20 protein-coding genes are annotated in these 24,008 nt (G+C 41.6%); 11 read left to right on the top strand and 9 right to left on the bottom strand.

Annotation, left to right across the window (positions count from 1 at the left end):
- Window positions 1-16 precede the first annotated feature (16 nt).
- Together DD657_RS13545 and DD657_RS13540 are read left to right on the top strand one after the other, a co-directional pair.
- A complete protein-coding gene (locus DD657_RS13545; RefSeq protein ID WP_287050401.1) occupies window positions 17-1,483 on the top strand; it encodes a carbon starvation CstA family protein in 1,467 nt (488 codons plus the stop codon).
- Between the two features lie 21 nt (window positions 1,484-1,504).
- On the top strand, window positions 1,505-2,749 hold the full coding sequence (locus DD657_RS13540; protein WP_021989280.1) for a M23 family metallopeptidase: 1,245 nt from the start codon (window positions 1,505-1,507) through the stop codon (window positions 2,747-2,749).
- On the opposite strand, the gene DD657_RS13535 is transcribed toward DD657_RS13540, so the two are convergent.
- Complete coding sequence (locus DD657_RS13535) at window positions 2,750-4,867, bottom strand: DUF3352 domain-containing protein (protein WP_287050399.1); 2,118 nt, start codon at window positions 4,865-4,867, stop codon at window positions 2,750-2,752.
- A gap of 339 nt (window positions 4,868-5,206) precedes the next feature.
- Between DD657_RS13535 and DD657_RS13530 the strand changes: the two genes are divergently transcribed.
- Complete coding sequence (locus tag DD657_RS13530) at window positions 5,207-5,752, top strand: chromate transporter (protein WP_287050397.1); 546 nt, start codon at window positions 5,207-5,209, stop codon at window positions 5,750-5,752.
- Complete coding sequence (locus DD657_RS13525) at window positions 5,752-6,285, top strand: chromate transporter (RefSeq protein ID WP_021989277.1); 534 nt, start codon at window positions 5,752-5,754, stop codon at window positions 6,283-6,285. Before DD657_RS13530 ends, DD657_RS13525 begins: the two co-directional genes overlap by 1 nt.
- A gap of 15 nt (window positions 6,286-6,300) precedes the next feature.
- Here DD657_RS13525 and DD657_RS13520 read toward each other — a convergent pair whose 3' ends face one another.
- Window positions 6,301-7,656, bottom strand: a complete 1,356-nt coding sequence (locus tag DD657_RS13520; protein WP_227461815.1) for a DNA recombination protein RmuC — start codon at window positions 7,654-7,656, stop codon at window positions 6,301-6,303.
- On the bottom strand, window positions 7,653-8,702 hold the full coding sequence (rlmN, locus tag DD657_RS13515) for a dual-specificity RNA methyltransferase RlmN (protein WP_287050393.1): 1,050 nt from the start codon (window positions 8,700-8,702) through the stop codon (window positions 7,653-7,655). Before rlmN ends, DD657_RS13520 begins: the two co-directional genes overlap by 4 nt.
- A gap of 280 nt (window positions 8,703-8,982) precedes the next feature.
- Between rlmN and DD657_RS13510 the strand changes: the two genes are divergently transcribed.
- The 4 genes from DD657_RS13510 to DD657_RS13495 all read left to right on the top strand — a co-directional run bounded on the left by DD657_RS13510 (window position 8,983) and on the right by DD657_RS13495 (window position 14,887).
- Window positions 8,983-11,145: a S46 family peptidase gene (locus DD657_RS13510; RefSeq protein WP_021989274.1), complete on the top strand. Its 2,163-nt coding sequence runs from the start codon at window positions 8,983-8,985 to the stop codon at window positions 11,143-11,145.
- Between the two features lie 178 nt (window positions 11,146-11,323).
- Complete coding sequence (locus tag DD657_RS13505; protein WP_021989273.1) at window positions 11,324-12,343, top strand: branched-chain amino acid aminotransferase; 1,020 nt, start codon at window positions 11,324-11,326, stop codon at window positions 12,341-12,343.
- A gap of 168 nt (window positions 12,344-12,511) precedes the next feature.
- Window positions 12,512-12,868, top strand: coding sequence for a BlaI/MecI/CopY family transcriptional regulator (locus DD657_RS13500; protein WP_021989272.1), 357 nt, complete (start codon window positions 12,512-12,514; stop codon window positions 12,866-12,868).
- Between the two features lie 180 nt (window positions 12,869-13,048).
- Window positions 13,049-14,887, top strand: coding sequence for a M56 family metallopeptidase (locus DD657_RS13495; RefSeq protein WP_287050389.1), 1,839 nt, complete (start codon window positions 13,049-13,051; stop codon window positions 14,885-14,887).
- A gap of 185 nt (window positions 14,888-15,072) precedes the next feature.
- On the opposite strand, the gene DD657_RS13490 is transcribed toward DD657_RS13495, so the two are convergent.
- The 4 genes from DD657_RS13490 to DD657_RS13475 all read right to left on the bottom strand — a co-directional run bounded on the left by DD657_RS13490 (window position 15,073) and on the right by DD657_RS13475 (window position 18,129).
- Window positions 15,073-15,726 carry a DUF6624 domain-containing protein gene (locus DD657_RS13490; RefSeq protein ID WP_287050386.1) on the bottom strand — a complete coding sequence of 218 codons (654 nt, stop codon included), beginning with the start codon at window positions 15,724-15,726 and terminating at the stop codon, window positions 15,073-15,075.
- A 167-nt stretch (window positions 15,727-15,893) separates the two neighbouring features.
- Window positions 15,894-17,159, bottom strand: a complete 1,266-nt coding sequence (locus DD657_RS13485) for a DUF4252 domain-containing protein (RefSeq protein WP_118773529.1) — start codon at window positions 17,157-17,159, stop codon at window positions 15,894-15,896.
- Window positions 17,160-17,182: 23 nt separating this feature from the next.
- Window positions 17,183-17,614 carry a hypothetical protein gene (locus DD657_RS13480; protein ID WP_287050382.1) on the bottom strand — a complete coding sequence of 144 codons (432 nt, stop codon included), beginning with the start codon at window positions 17,612-17,614 and terminating at the stop codon, window positions 17,183-17,185.
- A 2-nt stretch (window positions 17,615-17,616) separates the two neighbouring features.
- On the bottom strand, window positions 17,617-18,129 hold the full coding sequence (locus tag DD657_RS13475) for a GFO_1088 family ECF-type sigma factor (RefSeq protein WP_021989267.1): 513 nt from the start codon (window positions 18,127-18,129) through the stop codon (window positions 17,617-17,619).
- A gap of 751 nt (window positions 18,130-18,880) precedes the next feature.
- Here DD657_RS13475 and DD657_RS13470 point away from each other — a divergent pair.
- Both DD657_RS13470 and DD657_RS13465 read left to right on the top strand, forming a co-directional pair.
- On the top strand, window positions 18,881-19,813 hold the full coding sequence (locus DD657_RS13470) for an alpha/beta hydrolase family protein (protein ID WP_227461818.1): 933 nt from the start codon (window positions 18,881-18,883) through the stop codon (window positions 19,811-19,813).
- A 17-nt stretch (window positions 19,814-19,830) separates the two neighbouring features.
- Entirely contained in the window at window positions 19,831-20,034 is a 204-nt protein-coding gene (locus DD657_RS13465) for a tetratricopeptide repeat protein (RefSeq protein WP_418500696.1), read from the top strand.
- Between the two features lie 105 nt (window positions 20,035-20,139).
- On the opposite strand, the gene DD657_RS13460 is transcribed toward DD657_RS13465, so the two are convergent.
- Together DD657_RS13460 and DD657_RS13455 are read right to left on the bottom strand one after the other, a co-directional pair.
- Window positions 20,140-20,634, bottom strand: coding sequence for a CPBP family intramembrane glutamic endopeptidase (locus tag DD657_RS13460; protein ID WP_287050376.1), 495 nt, complete (start codon window positions 20,632-20,634; stop codon window positions 20,140-20,142).
- A gap of 143 nt (window positions 20,635-20,777) precedes the next feature.
- On the bottom strand, window positions 20,778-21,326 hold the full coding sequence (locus DD657_RS13455) for a CPBP family intramembrane glutamic endopeptidase (RefSeq protein ID WP_082989263.1): 549 nt from the start codon (window positions 21,324-21,326) through the stop codon (window positions 20,778-20,780).
- 1,214 nt (window positions 21,327-22,540) lie between these two features.
- On the opposite strand from DD657_RS13455, the gene DD657_RS13450 reads away from it, so the two are divergent.
- Window positions 22,541-23,914 (top strand): S41 family peptidase, encoded by a 1,374-nt coding sequence (locus DD657_RS13450; protein WP_287050373.1) that lies wholly within the window; start codon window positions 22,541-22,543, stop codon window positions 23,912-23,914.
- Window positions 23,915-24,008 lie beyond the last annotated feature (94 nt).

Below are 24,008 nucleotides of genomic sequence, written 5' to 3'. Positions count from 1 at the left end.
GAAAATAGATTAAGTTGTGGTTTCTTTTAGTGTCTGTTTGCTGATATTGATTGTCGGCTATTTTGTGTATGGAAAATATGTAGAGCGGATGTTCGGACCTGATGCAAAGCGGCAGACTCCGGCTGTGACCAAAGCTGACGGAGTGGATTATATCCCGTTGCCGACCTGGAAGATTTTTATGATTCAGTTCTTGAATATTGCTGGTTTGGGACCTATTTTCGGTGCGATTATGGGAGCGAAATTCGGGACGGCGTCCTATTTGTGGATCGTTCTGGGCAGTGTTTTAGCTGGAGCCGTGCATGATTATTTTTCAGGGATGTTGTCTATGCGTCACGGAGGAGAGAGTTTGCCCGAGATAATCGGACGTTACCTGGGAATAACGACAAAGCAGGTGATGCGGGTGTTTACGGTGGTGTTGATGATACTGGTAGGAGCTGTTTTTGTGGCCGGGCCGGCCGGACTTTTGGCGAAACTGACACCCGATTCTTTGGACACGACATTCTGGATTATTGTTGTATTCCTTTATTATATTTTGGCTACACTTCTGCCGATAGATAAGATTATCGGTAAGATTTATCCGGTTTTTGCCATAGCTTTGTTGTTTATGGCCGTCGGTATTTTGGTCATGTTGTATGTCTATCATCCGGCTTTGCCCGAACTGTGGGACGGCGTCCAGAATACACATCCCAACGCTGCGGCTTTGCCGGTATTTCCGATTATGTTCGTGAGTATAGCCTGTGGTGCGATTTCGGGCTTTCATGCAACCCAATCGCCGATGATGGCCCGTTGTCTGAAAAATGAGACGTATGGCCGGCCGGTGTTTTACGGTGCGATGATTACAGAAGGTATTGTGGCTTTGATCTGGGCGGCAGCAGCAACCTATTTTTATCATGAAAACGGTATGGGGGAAAATAATGCCTCCGTCATTGTTGATGCGATTACGAAAAACTGGCTGGGGACCGTAGGCGGCGTTCTGGCGATTTTAGGCGTGATTGCAGCACCGATAACCTCGGGAGATACGGCTTTTCGTTCCGCCCGTTTGATTGTGGCGGATTTTATGCATATGGAACAGAAAAGTATCCGCCGGCGTTTGTATATTTGTATTCCCATGTTTTTGGCAGCGATTGCCCTGTTATTGTATAGCATGGAGGATGCCGCGGGCTTCGATATGATCTGGCGGTATTTTGCCTGGTCCAATCAGACACTTTCCGTGTTTACATTATGGGCCATAACGGTTTTTTTGGTCGTATCCGGAAAAAATTACTGGATTACACTCATTCCGGCATTGTTCATGACATGCGTATGTTCTACCTACCTTTGCATTGCGCCTGAAGGTTTCGGACTTCCGCATGCGCTGTCTTATTATGCGGGGCTGGGATGTGTTGTTGTTGCCATCATTTGGTTTGTAGCCTGGAAAACCAAGGAGAACAGAGGCAAGCGATGGTCGGAAAATCGTTTTTGGGATAACAAAACAGATAGCTGAATAGATAAATTTAATCGTAATATGACGAAAAAAAAGCAGATTATTTTTTCTTCTCTTTTGGGGATTATTTTATTGTTGGTGATTTTTATGCCGAAACGCTGGACACCTGTCGAATCGTTGGATGAGGTTGATATCGTCGATTCGTTGGAGGTGCAGAAGATCGTCTATAAATATGGTATTCCGTTGAATGATTATGAGGTGGATTACGGCGTTGTAAAACGCAATCAGAGTTTATCGGTTATTTTGGAGACACATGGATTGACGGGCCGTCAGGTGCATCAGCTTGCTCAAAACTCGAAGGGCGTGTTCGATGTCAGAAAAATCCGTGGCGGTCAGTCGTATGCTTTCTTTTCGACAAAAGACAGTATTCCCGAACCGGTTTATTTTGTGTATGAGGCCGATCCCCGTTCCTATGTCGTTTTCGATTTACGGGAAAACGGTAAAGTTACCATCGGGAAATATCCCGTAGAATGGGTTCCCAAATCTGTTAAAGGAAAAGTCGAATCGTCTTTGTGGAATGCCATGGTGAGTTGTAATGCAGACCCCTTATTGGCCGTCGAGCTATCCCGGATATTCGGCTGGACAATCGATTTTTTCGGCCTGCAAAAAGAAGATGAATTCCGGGTGCTCTACAAGCAGGAGAGTGTGGAAGGACAGGAGTTGTCTAATTTCAGTATTGTGGGTGCGGTATTCGTTCATGCCGACAGTGCGTATTATGCGATCCCTTTTTTGCAGGATGGGGAAGTGCTCTTTTTCAATGAGCACGGTAAAAGTCTGGAAGGGGCATTCCTCAAGGCTCCGCTCGATTTTTTCCGGATATCTTCCCGTTTCTCCAATAGCCGCTACCATCCGGTGTTGAAAATCTACCGGGCTCATCATGGGGTCGATTATGCCGCTCCGGTGGGCACTCCGGTGTATGCAATCGGTGCGGGAACGGTGATAGCCAAAGGCTATCAGGCTAAAGGAGGGGGAAACTATCTGAAAATCAAACACAATGGGACGTATGTGACGTGTTATATGCATTTGTCCCGTTTTGAAAAAGGAATCAAAGTCGGTTCGAAAGTGGCTCAAAAAGAAGTTATCGGTTATGTCGGTAGTACAGGATTGGCAACCGGACCGCATCTGGATTTCCGGGTGTATGAAAATGGGAAACCGATCAATCCGTTGACCATTAAATCACAGCCCAAGAGTCCGGTAAAACCGGAAAATCTCGCCCGTTTTACTATTTTGAAGGATACGATTATCGGACAGTTGAGACAACTTTAATCAGAATTTGACTTTTTTGTCGTTTTCTCCGGTCACTTTATAGTAGTGCCAGGTGCCGCTGCGGAGTCCTTTCTTATATTTGCCTTCACAAAGGAGGTGGCCCGTTGTATAATAGAAATGGGCTGTCCCATGACGTTTGCCCCGCCGGTACTCCAGTTCCGTGCGTAAAATGCCGTCCGGAAAATATTCCCGGTAGGTTTTGATATTCCCGCGGTCGTATTCGATCTCGGCTTTAAGTTTGTCGTTGTCGTAAAACAAGCGGGCTAACCCGTTGGCTTTCCCGTTGTCAAACGGAACCTGGCCTGCAAGTCGGTTGTTGCGGTTGTAAATGTTCCAGAAACCTTCCGGAGCACCGTCTTTCAGGCGTCCTTTCATAATGAATTTTTCCGACTCCCAGGTGTAATCCGTAAGGGTGCTGATGAGAATACTGTCGGGAATGGCCGGAAGGTAACGACCGGACTCAATTTCGTCTGCCAATTGCTCGAAATTTTCGTTGATTTCTTTGATTTCGTAATCTTCGGGAGCGTTGAGATTATAACGGGCAACGATACGGGTTTTAAACAATCCTTCGTCTTGAGTCAGTTCCATACCGAATTGTTCAAAGCTTAAAGCTGCGTTTCGGTTGGAATTTAGTTCTTTGCGCGATTTTTCGGGTATGGATAAATAGAGATAGCGATAGAGATTCGGCATATTGACGTACAACTGGATATTGGAATCGTTATCCAATTGTGTATTTAAGACATTGTATTTCTCACTGTTAGCTAAAGTTTGTCCGAGAATGTATTTTTTTATTGTCGTCGTCAGGGCTGCGGGGGAATTACTGAATAAAACATAATCTCCGATTATGGTATAATAAGGTTTTTCCAGCCTGTCGAACAGTCCTCCGGCGAATAAGCGGAAGAATCCTTTCAGGCTAAGGTAATTGATGATGTATCCGTTGTAATTGATGTTTCTGAATTTAACCGGAGTGCGGAGCCGGATCTGTTCGGAAAGGTAATTCAGCTGGTCTTGGGCGTAGTCGATGTCTTTACTGTGAATGGCCAGAATAACGGTTTGCATCGGTTGTTCGCCGGCACACTCCGGTTTGATTAAGGCAATTTCATTGCCGATCCAGGAGGTGAAAATATCGAGTACGTCGATTTTTAAAAATTTGTTGAGTTTTTGCAGGGAAGCATCATACGTGTTCCATTGACCGGGATTTTGGGTACGATAATTGTCGGTCAGTGCTTTTTTTAAATCGGCAAAAGAACTGTAGCAAAAGGAAAGATAAGAGGCTGTATTGTCCCCGGCGATTTCCTTGATATGAGAGGTTCCTCCTCCGATGCTCTTTATCGCGTTTAAAATAGGAGAATATGCGGTGTCCGGTAAACTGCATCCTGTAAAAACGATCTCTTCGTTTTTCAGATTTACAGATAAAAAAGTGCTGTCGAGAAAAGCTGTTTCGTTTTTATCCGTCAGTGCGGAAATATCGCTTCCCAGCCAATGTCCTAATTCCCGGTGGTTAAGATAAAGGGTGATGTCGTTTTTATAGTTTTCTGTTTTCTGCTTTTTGCGGTCTTCACAGGTTTTCACCGATTCTTTTACCAATTCCTCGGAAAGTGATCCGATAAGCAAATTATCCTGAAAAGTATAATAAAATATATAGTTCTCATATAGTAAACGGTTGATACGATTGGGTTGTTTACTGATTCTTAAACCGTAGTCCTTTATCAGCGCCGGAAGAAAGTCTTCGAACGTTTTGATAACATTCAGCTTTTGCAGATCGCATACGTAGAGAAAATCGTATTTTCCGCTTGGGAGACGGTGGCAGGAAAGGGCGAACGGACGATCCGTGACCAGCGAGCGTAAAGTGGGGTATACGCCGGCCAGGGAGTCGGCAAGCTCGATGTTGCGGTGGTATTCCTGAAAATAGGGATAGTCTTTCAGGGATTGCCAGATGGTATTGGGTTTTAATTTATTATAAACATTATTGAAAGACGGAGTCCGGACAATAAACAATGCATTGGCAGGAATAGCCATATTGATGGAATAGCGGCGTGCATCGCGGAAAATGGCAAACCATACGAGAACTGCGATTAGTACCACACTGGCGGATAAGATGATCAGACGCTTTTTCATAATTTAGAAATTTGGCCGCAAGACACATTTAATTGCAGATCGTAAATTTACGATTTTAGATTGAACCCACAATCCGGTTGTTAAAGTATTATAGATTATATTCACAATCTCTCTCTGCAAAAAAGAGGAATCGAAAATCATAAATCGATGCACATATAAATTGTAAATTTTAAATTGCTTGACAAAGGGATTCGTTGCCGGATTTATTTAATCTAAAATTTAAAATCGTAAATCTACAATTAAAATATACCTTTGTGTCGGATTCGGATGAATCATCGCCGGCCTCGGTAACGTACAATAAGGGGCAGGTTTTATTTGTCAATTCGTAATTGGACGATTATGAATTTGTATTTCCGTTTATTTTGGGCTTTTTTCAAGATCGGGGCATTCACTTTCGGTGGAGGGTATGCCATGATTCCGCTGATCCAGCGGGAAGTGGTCGACCGGAAAAAATGGCTGGAAGAGGATGAATTTATCGATATGCTGGCGATAGCCCAATCGGTACCCGGACCTATTTCTCTGAATACGGCTGTTTTTGTCGGTAATAAAATGCGGGGAATAAAGGGAAGTCTGATTTCAGGTTTGGGGATTATTCTCCCTTCTTTTATTGTTATTTTGCTCATCGCTCTGGTATTTACCGAATTCAAGGACAACCCCGGAGTGGAGCGGGTATTCAAGGGAATCCGCCCGGCTGTTGTGGCATTGATTGCTGCCCCGTTGTGGAATATGGGTAAAAAAGCGGGTATTACCTGGAGAAACTTGTGGATTCCGGTTGCCGCGGCTTTGCTGATCTGGCTGGCTGGAATATCCCCGGTATATATCGTTATGGTGGCGATAGCCGGCGGTATCGGCTGGTATATGTTGCAATTGAAAAAGAGAAAGTAATGGATGAATGGAGTTTGTATCTGAGCTTGTTCTGGGCCTTTTTCAAAATCGGGCTTTTCGGTTTCGGAGGTGGTTATGCCATGATTTCTTTGATCCAGCACGAGGTTGTTGAAGTTCACCACTGGATCAGTGTTTCCGACTTTACGGATATAGTGGCTATTTCGCAGACAACACCGGGACCTATCGCTTTTAATACGGCCACTTATATCGGTTATACGGCTACGGGAAGTGTATGGGGGTCTGCCGTATGTACCCTTGCGGTAAGCCTGCCTTCGATCATATTGATGACACTGGTATGCCGTTTCTTCTTTATGTTCCGGGATAATGCTTATGTAGCAGCTATATTGGGAGCATTAAAACCGACAGTGATCGGCCTGATTGCTGCGGCAGCCCTGTTGCTGATGAACGGGCGTAATTTTGAGGATTATAAAAGCTGGTTGATTTTTGGCATAGTTTTTCTGGCTTCCCTGAAAAAAGTCGATCCCATACTATTGATTATATTGGCGGGAGTAGCAGGCTATTTCCTATATTAGAACCTGTGTCCGGAATCAGTTTTCTTCTTCCGGAAGGTCCTCTTGTCCGATGGGTATCAGCAATTCGCTTTCGCTTTGCGGAAGTGCTTCTACATTGCGCAAATGCCGTTGTATAGCCCGTGTCCGTTTGCCCATCACTTCTTCGATCTGGTTATTGGCCGTTTGTATATTTTTCTGGGCTTTTTCGAGCATGCCTCCGAACTTTTCGAATTCGGTTTTAACGGCACCCAACACCTTCCAGACTTCACTGCTCCGTTTTTGGATGGCCAACGTACGGAATCCCATTTGCAGACTGTTGAGAATGGCAGCCAGGGTGGTCGGACCGGTTACAATCACTTTGTAATCGCGTTGAAGCTGCTCTAACAGGCTGGCCCGGCGGACCACTTCGCCGTAAATAGACTCGAACGGTAAAAACATGATTCCGAAATCTGTTGTATAAGGCGGGTCCAGGTATTTGTCATGGATGTCCTTCGCCATCGCTTTTATGGTTTGCTCGATGTTTCGGGAAGCCGCGTCCAGTTCTGACGTATCTCCTGAATCGTAAGCATTTTGAAGCTGCTCGTATGCATCTTTGGGAAATTTGGCGTCGATGGGAAGGTACACACAATTACCGCTATCGTCTTTACCCGGCAACTTAATGGCAAATTCGACAAGCGTATCCGATCCCTTTCTGGTTTTTACATTGGCTTCGTATTGTTCCGGTGCCAGAATCTGCTCCAGCAACATTTCCAACTGGACTTCCCCGATACAACCGCGCATTTTGACATTTCCCAGTACTTTTTTCAGCCCCCCGACATCCTGGGCCAGCGATTGCATCTCACCCAAGCCTTTCTGTACATGTTCGAGTTGCTTGCTTACCATTTCAAACGATTGGCCGATACGTTCGTTCAGTGTTTTCTGAAGTTTTTCGTCTACAGTCGACCGCATTTCATCCAGGCGTTTTTCCGTGGATTGCAGCAGTTCGCTTTGTTTTTTACTCAACTCTCCGAATTTTTCCCGTTGGAGCTCATTGAAACTTTGTATGTTTTCAGTAAATATTTTCCGGAATTCCTGGAAAGACGAATCAAGAGTCCGCCGGACAGTTTCCAGTGATTGAAAATTTTGTTCGGCAATATGCTTTAAGCTTTCAGCATTTTCCGTTCGGAAAGCTCCTAACGATTTCGCAAGCTCTTCGCGGTTCTCGCGGGCTGTTTTGGAATGGTTTTCCAATAAATAGCGGCACTCTTCCCGTATGATTTTTTCCAGCCGGCCGATGTCTTCCCGCAAAGAAGACAATTCGGCTGTCGCATGATCGTTCTTTTTACGCAAGAGTAATGCGATGATAAAAACATTCAGCAACAGGAGTATTGCGGATAAGATATACATAATCATTTCTTTTTATTGGCTTTATTGGCTAACTGTCCGCAGGCGGCATCGATGTCTTTTCCTTTGCTGCGCCGGATATTGACGATCATATTACAGGACTCGAGAAAACGGATAAAACTGTCCCGTTGTTTCTCAGGGCTGTGGCGAAACGGGGAGTTTTCTACGGCATTGTATTCGATAATGTTGATTTTTACGGGAAATTGACGGCAATAAGCTGCTAAAACCTTCGCATCCTCCAATGAATCGTTTATTCCTGCCAGTAACAGATATTCGAATGTGGGGCGGATGCCTGTTTTGCCTGTAAAATATTTCAGGCTTTCTGCCAGTTCTGCCAGGGAGTGAGCCCGGTTTACCGGCATAAGCTTACTCCGGATCTCTTCACGGGCGGAATGTAAGGAAACGGCCAGATTAAAACGTACGTCATCGTCTGCCAGTTGCCGGATTTTGTCCGGAATACCGGCTGTGGAAACGGTAATGCGGGAAGGCGACATGGCCAGGCCGTCTTCCGCTGTAATCCGGTCGATAGCCCGGAGTACATTGTCGTAATTCATCAAAGGTTCGCCCATGCCCATAAAGACGATATTCGATAACTGCGATTCCCGTTTCTCCGCTTCTTCCCGGGCAGCAACGACCTGATCGAATATTTCTCCCGGAGTAAGATTCCGCTTGAAGCCTAAAGTACCTGTCGCACAAAAACTGCATCCTAATTGGCAGCCTGCCTGAGAGGATACACAAACCGTATAGCGGTCGTTGCCGGGAATCAGTACGCTTTCCACATAATTCCCGTCATGCAGGCGCCAGGCTGTTTTGGTCGTACCGTCTGTTGCCGATTGAATGCGGTCGGCCGTAAGAGAATCGAATATGTATTGCCCGGCAAGCAACTCCCGTGTGCTTTTAGGCAAATTGGTCATTTCATCGAAACTATGTACTCCTTTCTGCCAGATCCATTGCCGGATTTGTTTGGCGCGGAAGGCTTTTTCTCCTTTTGAAGTCAGGAATTGAGCAATCTCCTCCGTCGTGATTTCCCTGATGTTTTGTTTTTCTGCTGTCATTTTGTTTTCTGAATGCAAAGTCAGGCTTATTTGAGCTACGCCGGAATGCATTTATCGGATACAAAAATAAGATAATTTTCAGTTTCCGGAATTTAAATAAGTAAAGTTCTCCGATTGATTTTATAGATTTGTAACTTTATGCTACTGTAATTATTCTTCGTTTATTATCTCTTGAAAAACGTTAGGAATAATTCTTTTTCAAACGATTTAATTATATATTTGCAGTTATATAAGTGCTAAAGTTACAAATTAATATTAAAAAACAGGAAAAAAGAGAAATATGAAAAGATTACTGATTGTTATTTTGACGTTGCTTACGGTTTCAATGGTTCGGGCTGATGAGGGGATGTGGTTGTTGTCGTTGTTAAAACAGCAGAACATTGAAAAAATGCAGCAAATGGGCTTCAAATTAAGCGCCGAAGATATTTATTCTGTAAACAAGCCCGGGATTAAAGATGCAATCGTCGGATTGGGAAATATCGGCCGGCCGTTCCGTCATTTTTGTTCCGGAGAAATCGTATCGGACCAGGGTCTGATGATTACCAACCATCATTGCGGTTTTGGTGCGATTCAGGCACATTCATCGGTAGAACACGACTATTTATCCGATGGTTTCTGGGCTTATAAAATGGAAGACGAATTGACCAATCCGGGTATAACCGCTTCTATCCTGGAAAGAATGGAAGACGTAACCGACCGGGTAAATGCCGTATTAAACGACAATATGAGCGCAATGGAAAGAGACGTTGCCCTCGATAGCATCTACAAAGTGATCGTGAAAGAAGCTACCGACAGTACCGATTTGAGCGGTCAGGTAATTTCTATGTTTGAAGGAAATCAGTTTTTCCTCTTTTTGTATACCATTTACAAAGACGTTCGTTTAGTGGGTGCTCCTCCCCAGAGCATGGGTAAATTCGGCGGAGATACCGATAACTGGATGTGGCCGCGCCACACCTGTGATTTTTCCATGTTCCGTATCTATACCGGTCCGGACGGTCGTCCCGCGGAATATTCGAAAGATAATGTTCCTTTGAAACCGAAACACCATTTGCCGATATCCCTGAAAGGCGTTCAGGATGGTGATTTTGCAATGATTATGGGTTTCCCGGGATCGACAGACCGCTTTGCTACCAGCTATAGCTTGCAAAATACGATAGATGCCACCAATGCCATTCGTTATAAAGTGCGTACGGAAGCTTTACGCATCATGAAAGAAGAGATGGATAAGAGTCCGAAAACGCGTATCCAGTATGCTTCAAAACATGCCAGCAGTGCCAATTACTGGAAATATTCTTACGAACAGAACAAAGCGCTGGAGCAATTGAATACGATGGGAAATAAAAAGGAGATAGAGGCGGAATTTACAGCTTGGGTAAATGCCGATCCTGCCCGTAAGGCTCAATACGGTAATGTATTGCCCGAGTTGGAGAAAAACTTTAAGGATATCCGGAGTTATGCCGAGGCTCAGACTTATTTATTCGAAGCACTGGGAGGACCGGAAGCCCATAAGACAGCTTATGCTTTTGCCGGACAACTTGAGAAATTGTGTGATAAGGAAACTACTGCGGAAGAAAAAGCAGAAATCCGGAAATCCCTGAAAGAAAGTGCACAGGAGTTTTTTAAGGATTATAATGCCGAACTGGATGCCCGCTTATTTGCTGCATTGTTTAAAATGTACGATGAAAATGTGGACCCCGATCTGAAACCGGAGATTATCGAAATGATCAATAAGAAATACAAAGGAAATTATGAAGAATTTGCCCGGGACATGCTTCACACCTCCGTATTTATGAATGAGAAAGCTTTGGATGCATTCATCGATAAGCCGAATTGTAAAAAATTGAAAAAAGATTTGGCTTATCAGGCCGGCACCTCTTACATCGGAATGTGGATCAAACTTTCGGCCTACATGAACGATATGAAGGAAAGCATCGCTAAAAACAACCGTTTGTTTGTGAGGGGGCTGATGCAGATGGAACCGGACAAAGTTATGGCTCCGAATGCAAATTCAACGCTTCGTCTGACTTATGGAAAGGTAAAAAGTTACAAACCGCGGGATGCCGTGTTCTATGACTATTATACGACCCTGACCGGCGTGATGGAAAAGGAAGGCCCGAAAGGAGGCGAATTCGAAGTACCGGACAGATTGAAGGAACTTTATAAGGCAAAAGATTTCGGTCAGTACGGCGAAGGCAATGTCGTAACCTGTTTTATTACAGACAATGATATTACCGGAGGTAATTCGGGTTCACCCGTAATCAATGCGAACGGCGAACTGATCGGAGCGGCTTTCGACGGTAACTCGGAAGCGATGTCCGGAGATATCGATTTTGAGGAAAACCTGCAACGGTGTATCAATGTAGATATGCGCTATGTGCTTTTCGTAATCGATAAATATGCCGGTGCGAAAAACCTGATCGATGAAATGACATTGGTAAAATAAAAAGGCAAGCCGATTATTTTAATAATACATAGATAAATTGTAAATTTTAGATTGACGATTTGGGATTCATAAATCCGACGACGACCCCCTTTGTTCAGACAATTTAAAATTTACAATCTAAAATTTACAATTTACAATTAATATTGGTTTTACTGGTTAGAATTTAAATATTACAACAATGAAAAACATGAATTGGAAAGATTTGTCTTTCGGTTATTCTAAGACAGATTATAATGTACGCTGTTATTATAAAGACGGCAAATGGAGCGCTCCGGAAATAAGCGATTCGGAGATGTTGAGTATACACATGGCTTCAACTTGTCTCCACTATGGACAGGAAGCTTTTGAAGGTATGAAAGCTTTCCGAGGCAAAGACGGTAAAATCCGTTTGTTCCGTTGTGAAGAGAATGCAAAACGGATGCAGAATTCTGCAGATTATGTGATGATGCAGGCTCCTTCTGTCGAATTGTTTACAGAAGCAGTAGTCAAAGCGATCAAGGCAAATGAAGAGTTTGTTCCGCCTTATGAATCAGGTGCCAGCCTGTACATTCGTCCGCTTTTGATCGGTGTAGGCCCGCAAATGGGGGTTGCTCCGGCTAAAGAATATATGTTTGTGGTGTTTGTTGCTCCGGTAGGACCCTATTTTAAAGAAGGTTTCAAACCGACGAAAGTGATGTTGGAACGGAAATACGACCGTGCAGCTCCCAATGGAACGGGGCATATCAAAGTAGGAGGAAATTACGCAGCCGGAATGCGCTCAGGTGTTGTGGCCCATGAAAAAGGCTATTCAACGGCTATATTCCTCGATTCGAAAGAAAAGAAATACATCGACGAATGTGGTCCGGCTAACTTCTTCGGTATAAAGAACGGTTTGTATATTACTCCGTATTCCCATACGATTTTACCTTCCATTACCAATGCCAGCCTGATGGTGTTGGCCGAAGATATGGGATTGAAAGTAGAACGCCGTCATATTCCGGTAGAAGAGTTGGAAACTTTTGAAGAAGCAGGAGCATGTGGAACCGCTGCTGTCATCAGTCCGATCAGCCAGATCGATGATCTGGAAAACAATAAGAGCATCCGTTTCGGAAAACCGGATGTAGCCGGAGAATGGAGTACAAAATTGTACCACCGTTTGCGTGCCATCCAATACGGAGACGAACCGGATAAATTCGGTTGGATTACTGTCGTTGAATAATTTTCACTGATCTTAATATCGGTATTGCCTGGGAATTCCTGAACCGGAATTTTCAGGCAATTTTTTTCAGGGTATTTTTTGAGAAAAATAAAAAATTTCCGCTTGACAGTTGTTTTATTACGAAATATTCGTAGATTTGCGATATAATCGTAAACAAAAATCAGGATGATGGAAAAATTGACATTTCAGGAAGAAGAACTTATGCTGATTATCTGGCAAGTAAAAGAAGGAGTAATTAAGGATTTCCTGATGCAGATGGAAGAACCGCGTCCGCCCTATACGACAGTGGCTTCCATCGTGAAGAATTTGGAAAAGAAAGGATATGTGGAAAGTAAGCGTTACGGCAATACTTATGCCTATCGGCCTTTGATCGAAGAAAATGAATATAAGACGAAATTTATGTCGGGAGTCGTGCGCAACTATTTTGCCAATTCATATAAGGAGCTGGTTGCATTTTTTGCGAAGAAACAAAAGATTTCGACTGAAGAGCTGAAAGAGATTATAGATTTAATAGAGAAGGAATAGGATATCCCGGACCGGGACAGGAGTGTAAAAAGATCGGTTTGGAACGATCTGAAATGACATTCATAGAAATTGTAAATTTTAGATTGCTTGGCAAAAGGATCCGATGGCGGATTTATTTAATCTGAAATCTACAATCGGGAATGTTGGTTAAGGTCCGGAATTTAAAATGAAGAAGGCATTATGGATAATTTGTATGTCTATATTTTGAAAGTGAATATCGCATTGTTGGTATTTTGGTTATTTTGCCGTTTGGTCTTCGGGAAAGACACTTTTCTTGGGATAAAACGGGCTTGTTTGTTAACGGTCCTGGGATTATCCTTTGTTTACCCTCTTATCGATATTGCAAGTTGGATAAAAGAAGAACAGCAGGTTGTGCTGGTTCGTTATGCAATGGATATTCAGCACATCGCTTTTTCCGTATTACCGCAGGAGCAGGCTGTTGTACTGACGTGGGAACGGATATTGTGGGGAATATATCTGGCAGGGGCCTTGTTTTTATGCGTACGGATGTTGGTGCAATTATGGTATATCTGGCGTTTTATCCGATTGGGGAAACGTTTGGATTGTCTGGGAACAACCGTTGTTTCTCCCGGTAGCGGAATTGCTCCTTTTTCTTTTTGCCATTGGATTTTTATGCATCCGGACGATTATACGCTTCGGGAGATGCAGGAAATTCTGGCTCATGAAAAAGCACATGTCGCCCAAAAACATTCCCTGGATATGCTGTTGAGTGAGTTTGTATGCATTGTTTTTTGGTTTAATCCGGCGGTGTGGTTGTTAAGGCATGAGATTCGCCAGAATCTGGAATTTCTGGCGGATCAGGATGTCATGGAGGCGGGATATAACCGGAAAAATTATCAATATCATTTACTGCGTTTATCGCATCAATCGGCTGCAGCACAAATCGTAAATAATTTCAATGTTTCACAGTTAAAAAAACGGATTATCATGATGAATAAAAGAAAAACATCGCGGGCGGGACTTTTAAAATATGCTCTGTTGGTGCCTGTCACCGGACTGTTGGTTATGTCCAGTAATGTACAGGCTTTAGCACGTTTGCTTCCGGAAAAGGCAGTTGCCCGGGAAGTGATCGCCCGGCAACCGCAAACAGATAAGAAAATTCAGGTGAAAGGCACAGTTTTAAATGAAAGTAAGACTCCGGTAACAGGTGCTATTGTTTTGGTAAAGGGAACCAGCTACGGAACGACTACTGACAAGAAAGGTAATTTTACTTTGGAATTGAATAAGGGAGAGACAATCGTTGTGAGTTATGTCGGGAGAAGAACTATAGAAGTCAAGGCCGACAATTTTGTGGATGACGGTAAAGAGGCTGATCTGGTCATTGAATTGCAACCGGAAGCTAAAGTCCTGGACCGGGTGGAAGTTGTTGCTTATACTGCAAAGAAAAAGACAAAGATAAAAAATGAAGTGATGGAGGTTGTGGAAAGTACACCTCAATTTCCGGGCGGAGATGTAGCCCTTAAAGCTTTTCTGCTCGAAAATGTAAAATACCCGCAGGAGGCCCAGCAAAAAGGTATCACCGGAGAAGTGATGGTCGGTTTCAGAGTGAATGAGCAAGGGAAAATTATCGACCCCCAGGTAGTGACAGGCGTTGATCCGTTATTGGACAAGGAAGCATTACGGGTAGTGAAAATGATGCCCGCTTGGACTCCTGCCCGGCAAAGAGGGAAAGCCGTTCCTTATGATTTTATGATTCCGGTTAATTTCTCTTTAAGCGGAAAAGTCGATGAGATCATCGTGACGGGTAGTTTTACAGTTAGGTCTGATAGGGGAGAGCCAATCCTGAAAATGATGTCTGCCGGAAGCCAGCCGCTTTATGTGATAGACGATGTTATTCAGCCGGAATCCGTAAAAGATATATCCCAAATAGCCGATCCGAATAATATTCAGACAATCACAGTACTGAAGGATGAATCGGCTATAAAAATATATGGAGAGAAAGGAAAAAACGGTGTAATTATTATTACTACAAAAAAGAAGGATGAACAAAAAAAATAATTTTGGAAAAGAATATTTAGGCTGAATATTTATAGAGTCCTGAAGGGGCTTGGATTTTGCCCGGGTTTACTTTGTATACCCGGGCAAATTTGTATGTTTATCCGGTTCTGTTTGTGTCTGGAAACTGTTTGCCGGGAATCGTAAAAGAAAATCCGGCGATTAAAACCGGATTTGTATGCATGTACTTATAAGCCTGTCTTTTTTTTCTGGATTTCGTCGATTGTCAGTTCTTTGTCCCAGATGACATGCATGCCTCGTTGCTTGAACACTTCCAGGTACTGTTCGATCGGGGGTAGGTTTATCGCCTTCCGTAACGAGTCTAGCCGGGAAGGATTTTCTACCGGCCACAGATAGAACACCTGATCTCCGGTCTGTTTATCTGTATAACTGACAGTTTGAGTGCCGTAAATTTGTTTTTTTCCTGTGTGCATTAAGATGCGGTCGTATAATGTCATACACGAACTTTTGTCCAGATTGCCTTTCTTTACCTGTTGCTCGATCAGGGGAAAATACTTTTGTTGATCTGTAATATTTCCATGATCGACAACTAAAAAGATAGCTTGATTGGCTAATGGTGACAGGTTGTCGGGCCATCCTTGTTCATCCAGAAGTTTATAGATCACGGCTTGATTTTCTTGATCGGTATTGTGCATTGTCTGTACGAATTTAAGTACACTGTCCTGTGGAAGCTTGCCTGTGAATACGGTTTCGAAATTGGCTCTGACACGCTGGTCTTTCCGGTATATCTCACACAATAGGGAATCCACAGAACGATAATCTTGTGCTATAGCGGCAAATACCGTGCAGATAATTATGGCTGTTGAGAGGAGTTTTTTCATTTTTAGGACTTTTGAGTAAGTGAATCTGGCAGATTTAAAATTGCTTAATAATGGAATTCGTCGTCGGATTTATTTAATCTGAAATCGTAAATCTACAATTTTAAACCTGCTGTTTTATACGATGTCGAAGGTGTTGTCCGAAACGGGGTAAACTCGTTTCCCTTTTTTTATTTTGTCGTAATAAACACTTCGGCACTTTTATAGTATCCGGTTTCTTTTTCTGCTTGGGTAATGGGGCGGATTTGGCGGATATTGGCGATATCGACACCGGAAAAATCCGCTGCTGCCGCTCCGTTGAGCCATAGCAAAGGCTTGTCGGATTTGGCAAGATTGTATTTGAAATCCTGATTATCGTATTTGAAACGTAGTGTATTGTCTTTTAGTGAAATGAAATCACCTAATCTGCTGTCGGATGTGACGATAAGGTAAGATTTGCGGCTGTCTTTTTTATCGTTGACCAGATTCACGTATTTGATTTGTTCGGGCATGGTGATCTCTTCTCCTTCAAATTTGATGCCGTCGACAATATAAATGATATCCAGATTTTTCGTGTTGATTTTGATTTTGGTTTTACCGTTATCTTCTGTAATCTGTATGGAACTGCCCATTGTACTGATCGTATTTCCAAAATCTCCGATATTACTGCCCAATTGGTCGAAAAAGCTGCCCATTGTGCTGAATCCCGAACCTATGGTATTGAAAATAGAATCCATAGTTCCAAGCCTGTTAAAAAAAGTCGAATCATCCCCCGAAAAGTTGAAGTTGAAATTTGTTCCCATATTGAAATTCCGTCGCATTTCTTCTGCCTTTTTTCTCATGATTTCTGCTTGCTTTCTCATTTCTTCCGCCTGCTTTTTAACCTCTTCAGAGGACATCGTGTTGTAATTGAACGATTGCAGATAAGATGTGTATTTTTCATTGTTCGGATTCAGGGCCGACAAGGAGTTGAGCCCTTTGATATTTAAAGCCCGGGAAAGCAAAGCGATATTTTCTGCCTGGATATTACCCCGTAGTTCAATGATTTCCAGATTGTTTTTCGTTTCCTGATTGATGACAACCAGATCCGATAATTTATCTTCCGCATTCTTGGAATAAATAAATTGTTTGCTGTCGTTGGTGGTGGCACTTTTTACCAGAGTATACCCCTTCTTTTTCAGTTCGTCGGTAAATTTGCCGGTAATACCGTCGGCTGTCCATGTTGTATTGCGTACCAGATCAAACGAAAGAATGTTGACTTCGTTCAAATCTTTTAATAACTTTTCTGCTGCCGGCGAGAGATTTTTCTTTTTATACAGGCCGTACAAATTTTTATCCAGGTGAGTAATGGTTACACCGTCTTTTCCTTCATAAGCCGACATGAGCTTATGAACCTGGGCATGGCTGAAAAAGGGAAGAAGCATGCCTGCAACGAGAATAAATAATACTTTTTTCATGGCAATTCTTATTTAATTGTTTGTTATTCGATGGCAATGATCAGTTTATGATCTTCGTACAATACTTTTTCATTTGGGCGATCCTCTTCCAATATATTACCGATGGTGCGTAAAGCATTTTCGAAACGCTCACGCTTTATATTGTCCGTAACTTGCAGATCGGATGGAAGTGCCGGCCTAAACGAACCTTTGACAAAAATAATCAGTACCAGCATAGCGGCGATGCTTCCGGCTGTCAGATATAATTGCCGGAAGTGTTTTTGCCGTCGCTTCCGTATGCCTTGCCGTATGCCGGCATATAAACCTTCGGGCAGGCTCTCCTGAACCGGACCGGTGGATAAGGCCGGTTCTTCCGTCAGATGGCCCCGGCGAAACTCTTCTTTGAGGTATCTTTCTTCTGCGAGGGTCGTCTCTCCCCGGTAATATCGTTTTAATATATCCTGTATATTATCCATAATCATTCGTATTTCGAAATACTGTATTGTTTTACCAGAATCTCTTTGATTTTGGTGCGGGCCCTGGATAACAGCACCCGTATATTGTTCAGGCCGAGGCCGGTGATTTCTGCAATCTCATTGTATTCCATCTCTTCGATCTCCCGGAGAATGACAACCTCCCGCTGGTTGTCCGGAAGGGTATCGATGATCTGCTTTACCAATGCCGCCGTTTCTTTATCTTCCAGTGACCGGAGCAGGTCGTGATCGTAACCGCTGTTTTTGTACATCTGTTCTTCATCATATAACGGTTTTTGTTTTTTAAGAATGTCGAGGCATAAATTGCGTGTGATTTTCAAAGCCCATGCTTTGGGATTTTGCACCTTGCGTAACTCCTGGCGCATCTCCCACAGTTTATACATCACATCCTGGGTAATATCCGCAGCTCCGGACCGGTCGCCCGTCAGATGTACCGCAAAAGTAAAAATGTCGTGTGTCAGCGGTAAAATCGATGTATTGAACTCTTTCTCCGTCATCGTATACAAGACGATTATACAACAAATATATTACACGAAAAGGGACGGAAATTTACACAAATAGGAACAAAAAACTTCTTTTCCGGATATATATATGAAAACAGGAGGATAATGCATTGATATTCATGCTTTTTTTCTGACGGTTTTTATTTACACATGAAAATAATGACAATGCGGATAGCTGAGATATGAATCCAAAATCCGGACAGATTCTTACCGGATGCGGATATTTCTGTGAGTAAGGAAATCAGGTGACAGAGTCATGCAGAAAAATCGTGATGTTTTTATTTGGCCGACTTATTGATTAAAAAAGTTGAAAAATACGTGAAAATATTTATATTTGTTGTAAATCTGATAGATCGGTCGGCAATACAAGGCTAAAGGAAAAGAACCGGTCGTACAGCTTTGAAAATTTGCCGGGTATGGACGGAAAGTTTTACGGATTACCGTGGATATCCCGGAAGCAAGGATAATAAAATGTGTATTTTATAATAAGTAATCGTTCGTAATTAGGTATACATTTTAGGAATGTCGATCATCTGAAATCGGGCAGATTACGAAAATATTAAATAAGTCGAGGGACTTCATTTGAATTATGCAGATGAAATATTATGGTTTTTTGTTTATTGTAAGTTTATTATGGACCGGACATCTTACCGTGTTGGCTCAAGCCGGTGAGGTAGATGTGGCGAAGCAGTTGCGGACATTGAATGCCGATCATACCGGATTTTCACGTTCTTTTGAAGAAGTAATGAAGAAAGTGGATGATGTCCTGTGGTATAACAAGGTGGGGGACGTGGCCTATGTCGATAAAGTATATCTGTGTGGTCCGCCTAAGGCCAATCCGTCCAATCCCACAGCTATGGGTGTGAATAACCCGTTGAAGTTCTGGGCGTATGTATTTGTTCCGAAAAGTATTGATCCGGACAAAAAATATCCTTTGATCGTTTTTGCCCATAGCGGAGTACATGCGGATTTTTCGACCTATTATGCCCATATTGTCCGGGAATTAGTGGCCCAGGAGTATATTGTAGTGGCGGCCGAATACCGGGGAAGTACCGGGTATGGTGCCGGGACGTATAAAAACATCGATTACGGTGGTCTGGAAAATCAGGATGTTTACGAGAGCGGACAATATATGGTTGAAAATTATAGTTTCGTGGATAAAAACCGGATTGGGATTATAGGCTGGAGTCACGGAGGAATGATTACGCTGATGAATCTGATGACCTATCCCGGTGTGTATAAATGTGGGTTTGCGGGAGTACCTGTTTGCGATGTTATCATGCGGATGGGATATGCCGAAGATGGTTACCGGGAAATGTTCAGGCGGGACATCGGGAAAAGCGCCAGGGGTGATATTGCAGAATACAAAAGGCGTTCTCCGGTGTGGCATGCCGACAAGCTGAAAGACCCGGTATTGATCTATACGAATACGAATGACGACGATGTGAATGTTATCGAAGTAGAACATATGATCAGGGCCCTGAAAGCAGAAGGAAAGCAATTTGATTACAAGATATTTCAGGATATGCCCGGCGGGCATTCTTTTGACCGGATCGACATCAGAACCGCGACCGAAATCCGCTACGATATATACAAATATCTGGCAAAACACCTGAAACCCTCTAAACCGTTTAAATCCCATAAGGAATTGAGAATAGCCGCCTATCGTTTCAATTAAACGGAGATTGGATATAGCTGGGTAAAAGCATTTGTTTTTATAAGAATTACTATCCTTCTGCTGCGAACTTATACGATAGCTTGGGTGAACTGTACGAACGCCGGCAACAACTGAAAGCGGCTCGCCGCTGCTACCGTCAGGCATTGAAAATCGCCCGGAAAGACAAAGATATGATACTCATGCTCCCGGCATACGAAGCACATTTGAAGGGTGTAAAATAAACGCAAAGAATTATTTGATTTTTTCCTGTTGATTCATAAAAAGTATACTTGTATAATTGACCATTGCTGATAAAACATGTCCGAATAAATGAATCTCCGCTAGCCTTACAATATTTCAAATATCAATAGCATAAATAAAGCAAAAGCGTTGAGAGTAGAATGAGCCAAGGTCATAGACCAATACGGTTTATTGTTATATTCCGACCTTAAAATATATGTGTACATCAGAATGCTTCCTATAAAAAAGGTGCTGATTATATAAAGCAGGCTGAAATTATGTATCAGACTGAAACATACAGATGAAATTAAGACGATAGTTATATTGTTAAAATGCAACCATTTTTTTAATTGATAAATAAGTGTCTGAAATAATGCCGTTTCAACAATAGGTGCTAAAATCAAAGCCGATATTAATATCGTAACGGTTAAGGTCGGTTGTTCGGGATTTATTAGTTCTTCTCTAAACTGAATATCCTCTAATTGAAACATTTTGAAGGGCAAGTAAACAATGGCTTTTGTTAGATTAACCGCAACCAACACGATAAGACAAAATTGAATCATGTTCGCTTTGCCTATGATTTTTTTTAAACGATTATACATTGTGCAATAGATTTACTTTTAAAACGTGTCGAATGCAAAAGGAACAAAACCGGCATATCGAAATGCTCACTGCTGTTAAAAAATCAAAGTACGATCGGATAAGAAAACGTCATGTCGTATTGCTTTATCCCGATGATCATTATTTACAATATTTCAAATACCAATAGCATAAGTAAAGCAAGAACGTTGATAGTAGAATGAGCTAAGGTTATAGACCAATACGGTTTATTGCGATATTTTGCCCTTAAAATATAGGTGTACATCAGAATACTTCCCGTAAAAAAGGTGCTGATCATATAAAACAGGCTGTAGTCATGCATCAGACCGAAGCATACAGCTGAAATCAGTACAATAGTGATATCGTTAAAATTCAACCATTTCGTAAATTTAAAAATAAGTGTCTGATACAATGCCGTTTCGATAATAGGTGCAAATACTAAAATATCTAACAACAGATCGACGGTTAAAACGGGTTTTTCCAGATTTATTAATGGTTCATTAAACTGTATATCATTTATTCGGAGTATTTTAAAAGGTAAATGAACAATGGCTTTTGTCAGATTAACCGCAATCAACACGATAAGGCAAAATTGAATCATGTTCGCTTTGCCTATGATTTCCTTTAAACGATGAATATTATACATTGGATTATAAAGTGGAAGGTTGTTTGAGCTTTTTAACGATAAATACATATATCCCCGTATTTAGAACAAGAGTCCCCATAATGACAGCTAAATGTAAATAATTACCTCCGGTGGCAAAATCTACAACTTCAATTAACGTTGCGATCGACGTACAGATATACAGCAAGCTGATTTTATGGCCTATGCGACTTAATGCGAGTAACATATAACAAAATCCGTACATCGGTATCCGGTATACCGTTTCGCAGGTATGCTGATTTAGGATTATTCTTAATAGAAGTGCGATTAGCAATAGGAGAATTAAAAAAGTGATGTACTTATATTTTTTCATTGTATTAATTATTATCGGGGTTCATTCAATTGCTGGATTTATCGTATGACAATTGAAATCGTGCCCTATGAGTACCTGATCCTTCATATTTCGTTTTAATTGCATCACCGGACTACCCGGTGGTAATTTTTCCAATTCGTCCGATAATACCTGTAAAGGCGAATGAACAACACAGGGAAAAATTCAAATCGGTTATCGGTAATTTTGCGGCGCTACCTTTAACAAAAGCAGGGGTAACACTTGCTGAACGTTAAATTTTGGGTTACTCTGCCAGGCCTTAAACCTTACTGCCAAAGGTGTGTTTACCTGAATCTGTCTGTCAAAAATTTATCCGACGATCTTACGATCGTTTATTGCCACGCAAATACTTCGATGTTAGCTTCAACAGGTTTAAAATCGGTTTGTATGATTGCTTCCCGGTGAGCTGCTTTGATTTAACAAAAAGGTTTATCGGTTGGGCGTTTCCGGTTTATCGTTATCCTTAAACATAAAAATCGAATCCTATTTTAAGACGTACCACAAAGGCTGTCCAACCGACCTGACATACAGACGGAGGCAAGATATATAAAAAAATGTAAAGAGACAAATACAATAAACAAAAATATTCGTTACATATATTGAATATCGGTAAAATATTCTATTTATTAGTAATAAAATGGAATACTATTTTCTCAATTTTATATATTTGTAAACAAATATCAAAGGATATGAGATAAGTAATTCGTTGATAAACGACAATAAATCGTTTTAATACGTATTCTTAAACTCACTGATTTTATAAATATTGTGGTGAAAAACAGAGCTTTATTCATATTTAGACTGTAACGATATAAAGCAATGCTCTATGTATAATTTAGATGAAACGACACTTTTTTGATATTGATCATGAATAATTGATATTACAAAACCGGATTTAATTTTTATTTGAAATATGTTAAAATCAATAGGGTTATCGTGTATTTTATTGGGGGTATTTAATTGGGGTATGGGGCAGGATTTCCGGGGGTATGATCTTGTTGAGGCTTATCCGGAGGTGTTGGTGAATCCTTATTCCCGGCTGTTTTCCCCGGATTCTGTAATAACAGCTTTTCCAAAAGATGTAATACATCCTCATCTTTTTGAGAGTTTGTCGATATCGGAAAGGGATTCTATCCGAAGGATAGTGATTTCCAGAATGAAGAAAGACACGCTTAATTTAACGGAATCATTATATGCTTTTAAACCTTATTTTGATCGGTTGAAATTTGAAGATCCTCATTTCCGTCCGTTAATCCCTTGGTTTATCACGAAAAACAATAGAGCGAATTCTGATAAAATACCGATATTGCCTTGGGATATTATTAATATAAACGATACCATTATCATTGATCATTCATATGATGAAAAATTCCATAAAGGAGATCGTATTTTAGAGATTAATAATACGCCTGTTGAGGAATTTATAAAGTACACGTATACGAACCGTTATTCTCCGTTTATTGTTTATCAGGCTTATTATCACTATGCTTATAGTCCCGGCTATACGGTTAAAACTCAACGTCAGAATCAAATACTGAATATTCATACGGAAGGAATAACTTACGATCATTATTTAAAAAATAAAATCTCTGAAAATCAAAAGAAAATATGGGCAGACTATAAAACCGGATATTTCAGTATTCCGGCTTTCAGGTATAATAAAAGTATCATTAAAGACCTGCATTCTTTTATTAAGCGTTTGAAAAAAATAGGCTATCCGAACCTGATCATTGATATACGAAAAAATGGGGGAGGCAGTGGAAGCGATTTCGATGAGTTAATGTCGTTGCTCGTTAATAAGGACACGGTCGTTTATTTAAAAAATGTCAGATTACGGGTGTCTCCAAATACCATTAAAGATTATGATTTTCTTACGGAAGACAGGATGGGGCAATTGATTAATTTGCCTGAACGGTATTTTGTTAAATCATTTCCTTTGAATAAAGAGAAATACCAGAATATGAATATTTACGTATTAATAAGCGAAGATACGGGATCACAGGCCGCAACATTTGCCAATATTTTGCAATATAACGGTTCTGCAAAATTGGCCGGTGTTCCGCTTTTGCACAATGCTTTGAAATACGGGGAAATAACTCATCTGCCGTGGAGCAGTAATCCTTACGCCACAGTAAGTATCTCAACAATAGAACTCGATGAATACACCCGCAATCCGGACGGTCAGGTATATCCGGATATAGAGATTCCTTTCGTTGCCTCGGAATATATGAAAGGCGGCGATCCTGTCCTGGAAAAACTATTGGAACATATCGAAAGTACACGGTGAAATAAGAACCGTATATTTTATCGTATAAATCGATATTTATAATTAGTTATACATCTCAAAGATTTAATAAGTTGTAATCCGAATGATTATAAAA

Origin of the sequence: Culturomica sp., from assembly GCF_003524185.1 — a bacterium.
In the GTDB taxonomy this organism is placed as follows: Bacteria; Bacteroidota; Bacteroidia; order Bacteroidales; family Marinifilaceae; genus Culturomica; species Culturomica massiliensis.
The sequence above is the reverse complement of the archived record's forward strand: the minus strand, read 5'-3'. Positions and strand labels throughout refer to the sequence as shown.

Coding starts and splice junctions, on each gene's coding strand:
- DD657_RS13540 (WP_021989280.1), top strand. CDS start 1,505: ATGACGAAAAAAAAGCAGATTATTTTTTCTTCTCTTTTGGGGATTATT.
- DD657_RS13535 (WP_287050399.1), bottom strand. CDS start 4,867: ATGAAAAAGCGTCTGATCATCTTATCCGCCAGTGTGGTACTAATCGCA.
- DD657_RS13530 (WP_287050397.1), top strand. CDS start 5,207: ATGAATTTGTATTTCCGTTTATTTTGGGCTTTTTTCAAGATCGGGGCA.
- DD657_RS13525 (WP_021989277.1), top strand. CDS start 5,752: ATGGATGAATGGAGTTTGTATCTGAGCTTGTTCTGGGCCTTTTTCAAA.
- DD657_RS13520 (WP_227461815.1), bottom strand. CDS start 7,656: ATGATTATGTATATCTTATCCGCAATACTCCTGTTGCTGAATGTTTTT.
- rlmN (WP_287050393.1), bottom strand. CDS start 8,702: ATGACAGCAGAAAAACAAAACATCAGGGAAATCACGACGGAGGAGATT.
- DD657_RS13510 (WP_021989274.1), top strand. CDS start 8,983: ATGAAAAGATTACTGATTGTTATTTTGACGTTGCTTACGGTTTCAATG.
- DD657_RS13505 (WP_021989273.1), top strand. CDS start 11,324: ATGAAAAACATGAATTGGAAAGATTTGTCTTTCGGTTATTCTAAGACA.
- DD657_RS13500 (WP_021989272.1), top strand. CDS start 12,512: ATGGAAAAATTGACATTTCAGGAAGAAGAACTTATGCTGATTATCTGG.
- DD657_RS13495 (WP_287050389.1), top strand. CDS start 13,049: ATGGATAATTTGTATGTCTATATTTTGAAAGTGAATATCGCATTGTTG.
- DD657_RS13490 (WP_287050386.1), bottom strand. CDS start 15,726: ATGAAAAAACTCCTCTCAACAGCCATAATTATCTGCACGGTATTTGCC.
- DD657_RS13485 (WP_118773529.1), bottom strand. CDS start 17,159: ATGAAAAAAGTATTATTTATTCTCGTTGCAGGCATGCTTCTTCCCTTT.
- DD657_RS13480 (WP_287050382.1), bottom strand. CDS start 17,614: ATGGATAATATACAGGATATATTAAAACGATATTACCGGGGAGAGACG.
- DD657_RS13475 (WP_021989267.1), bottom strand. CDS start 18,129: ATGACGGAGAAAGAGTTCAATACATCGATTTTACCGCTGACACACGAC.
- DD657_RS13470 (WP_227461818.1), top strand. CDS start 18,881: ATGAAGAAAGTGGATGATGTCCTGTGGTATAACAAGGTGGGGGACGTG.
- DD657_RS13460 (WP_287050376.1), bottom strand. CDS start 20,634: ATGTATAATCGTTTAAAAAAAATCATAGGCAAAGCGAACATGATTCAA.
- DD657_RS13455 (WP_082989263.1), bottom strand. CDS start 21,326: ATGTATTTATCGTTAAAAAGCTCAAACAACCTTCCACTTTATAATCCA.
- DD657_RS13450 (WP_287050373.1), top strand. CDS start 22,541: ATGTTAAAATCAATAGGGTTATCGTGTATTTTATTGGGGGTATTTAAT.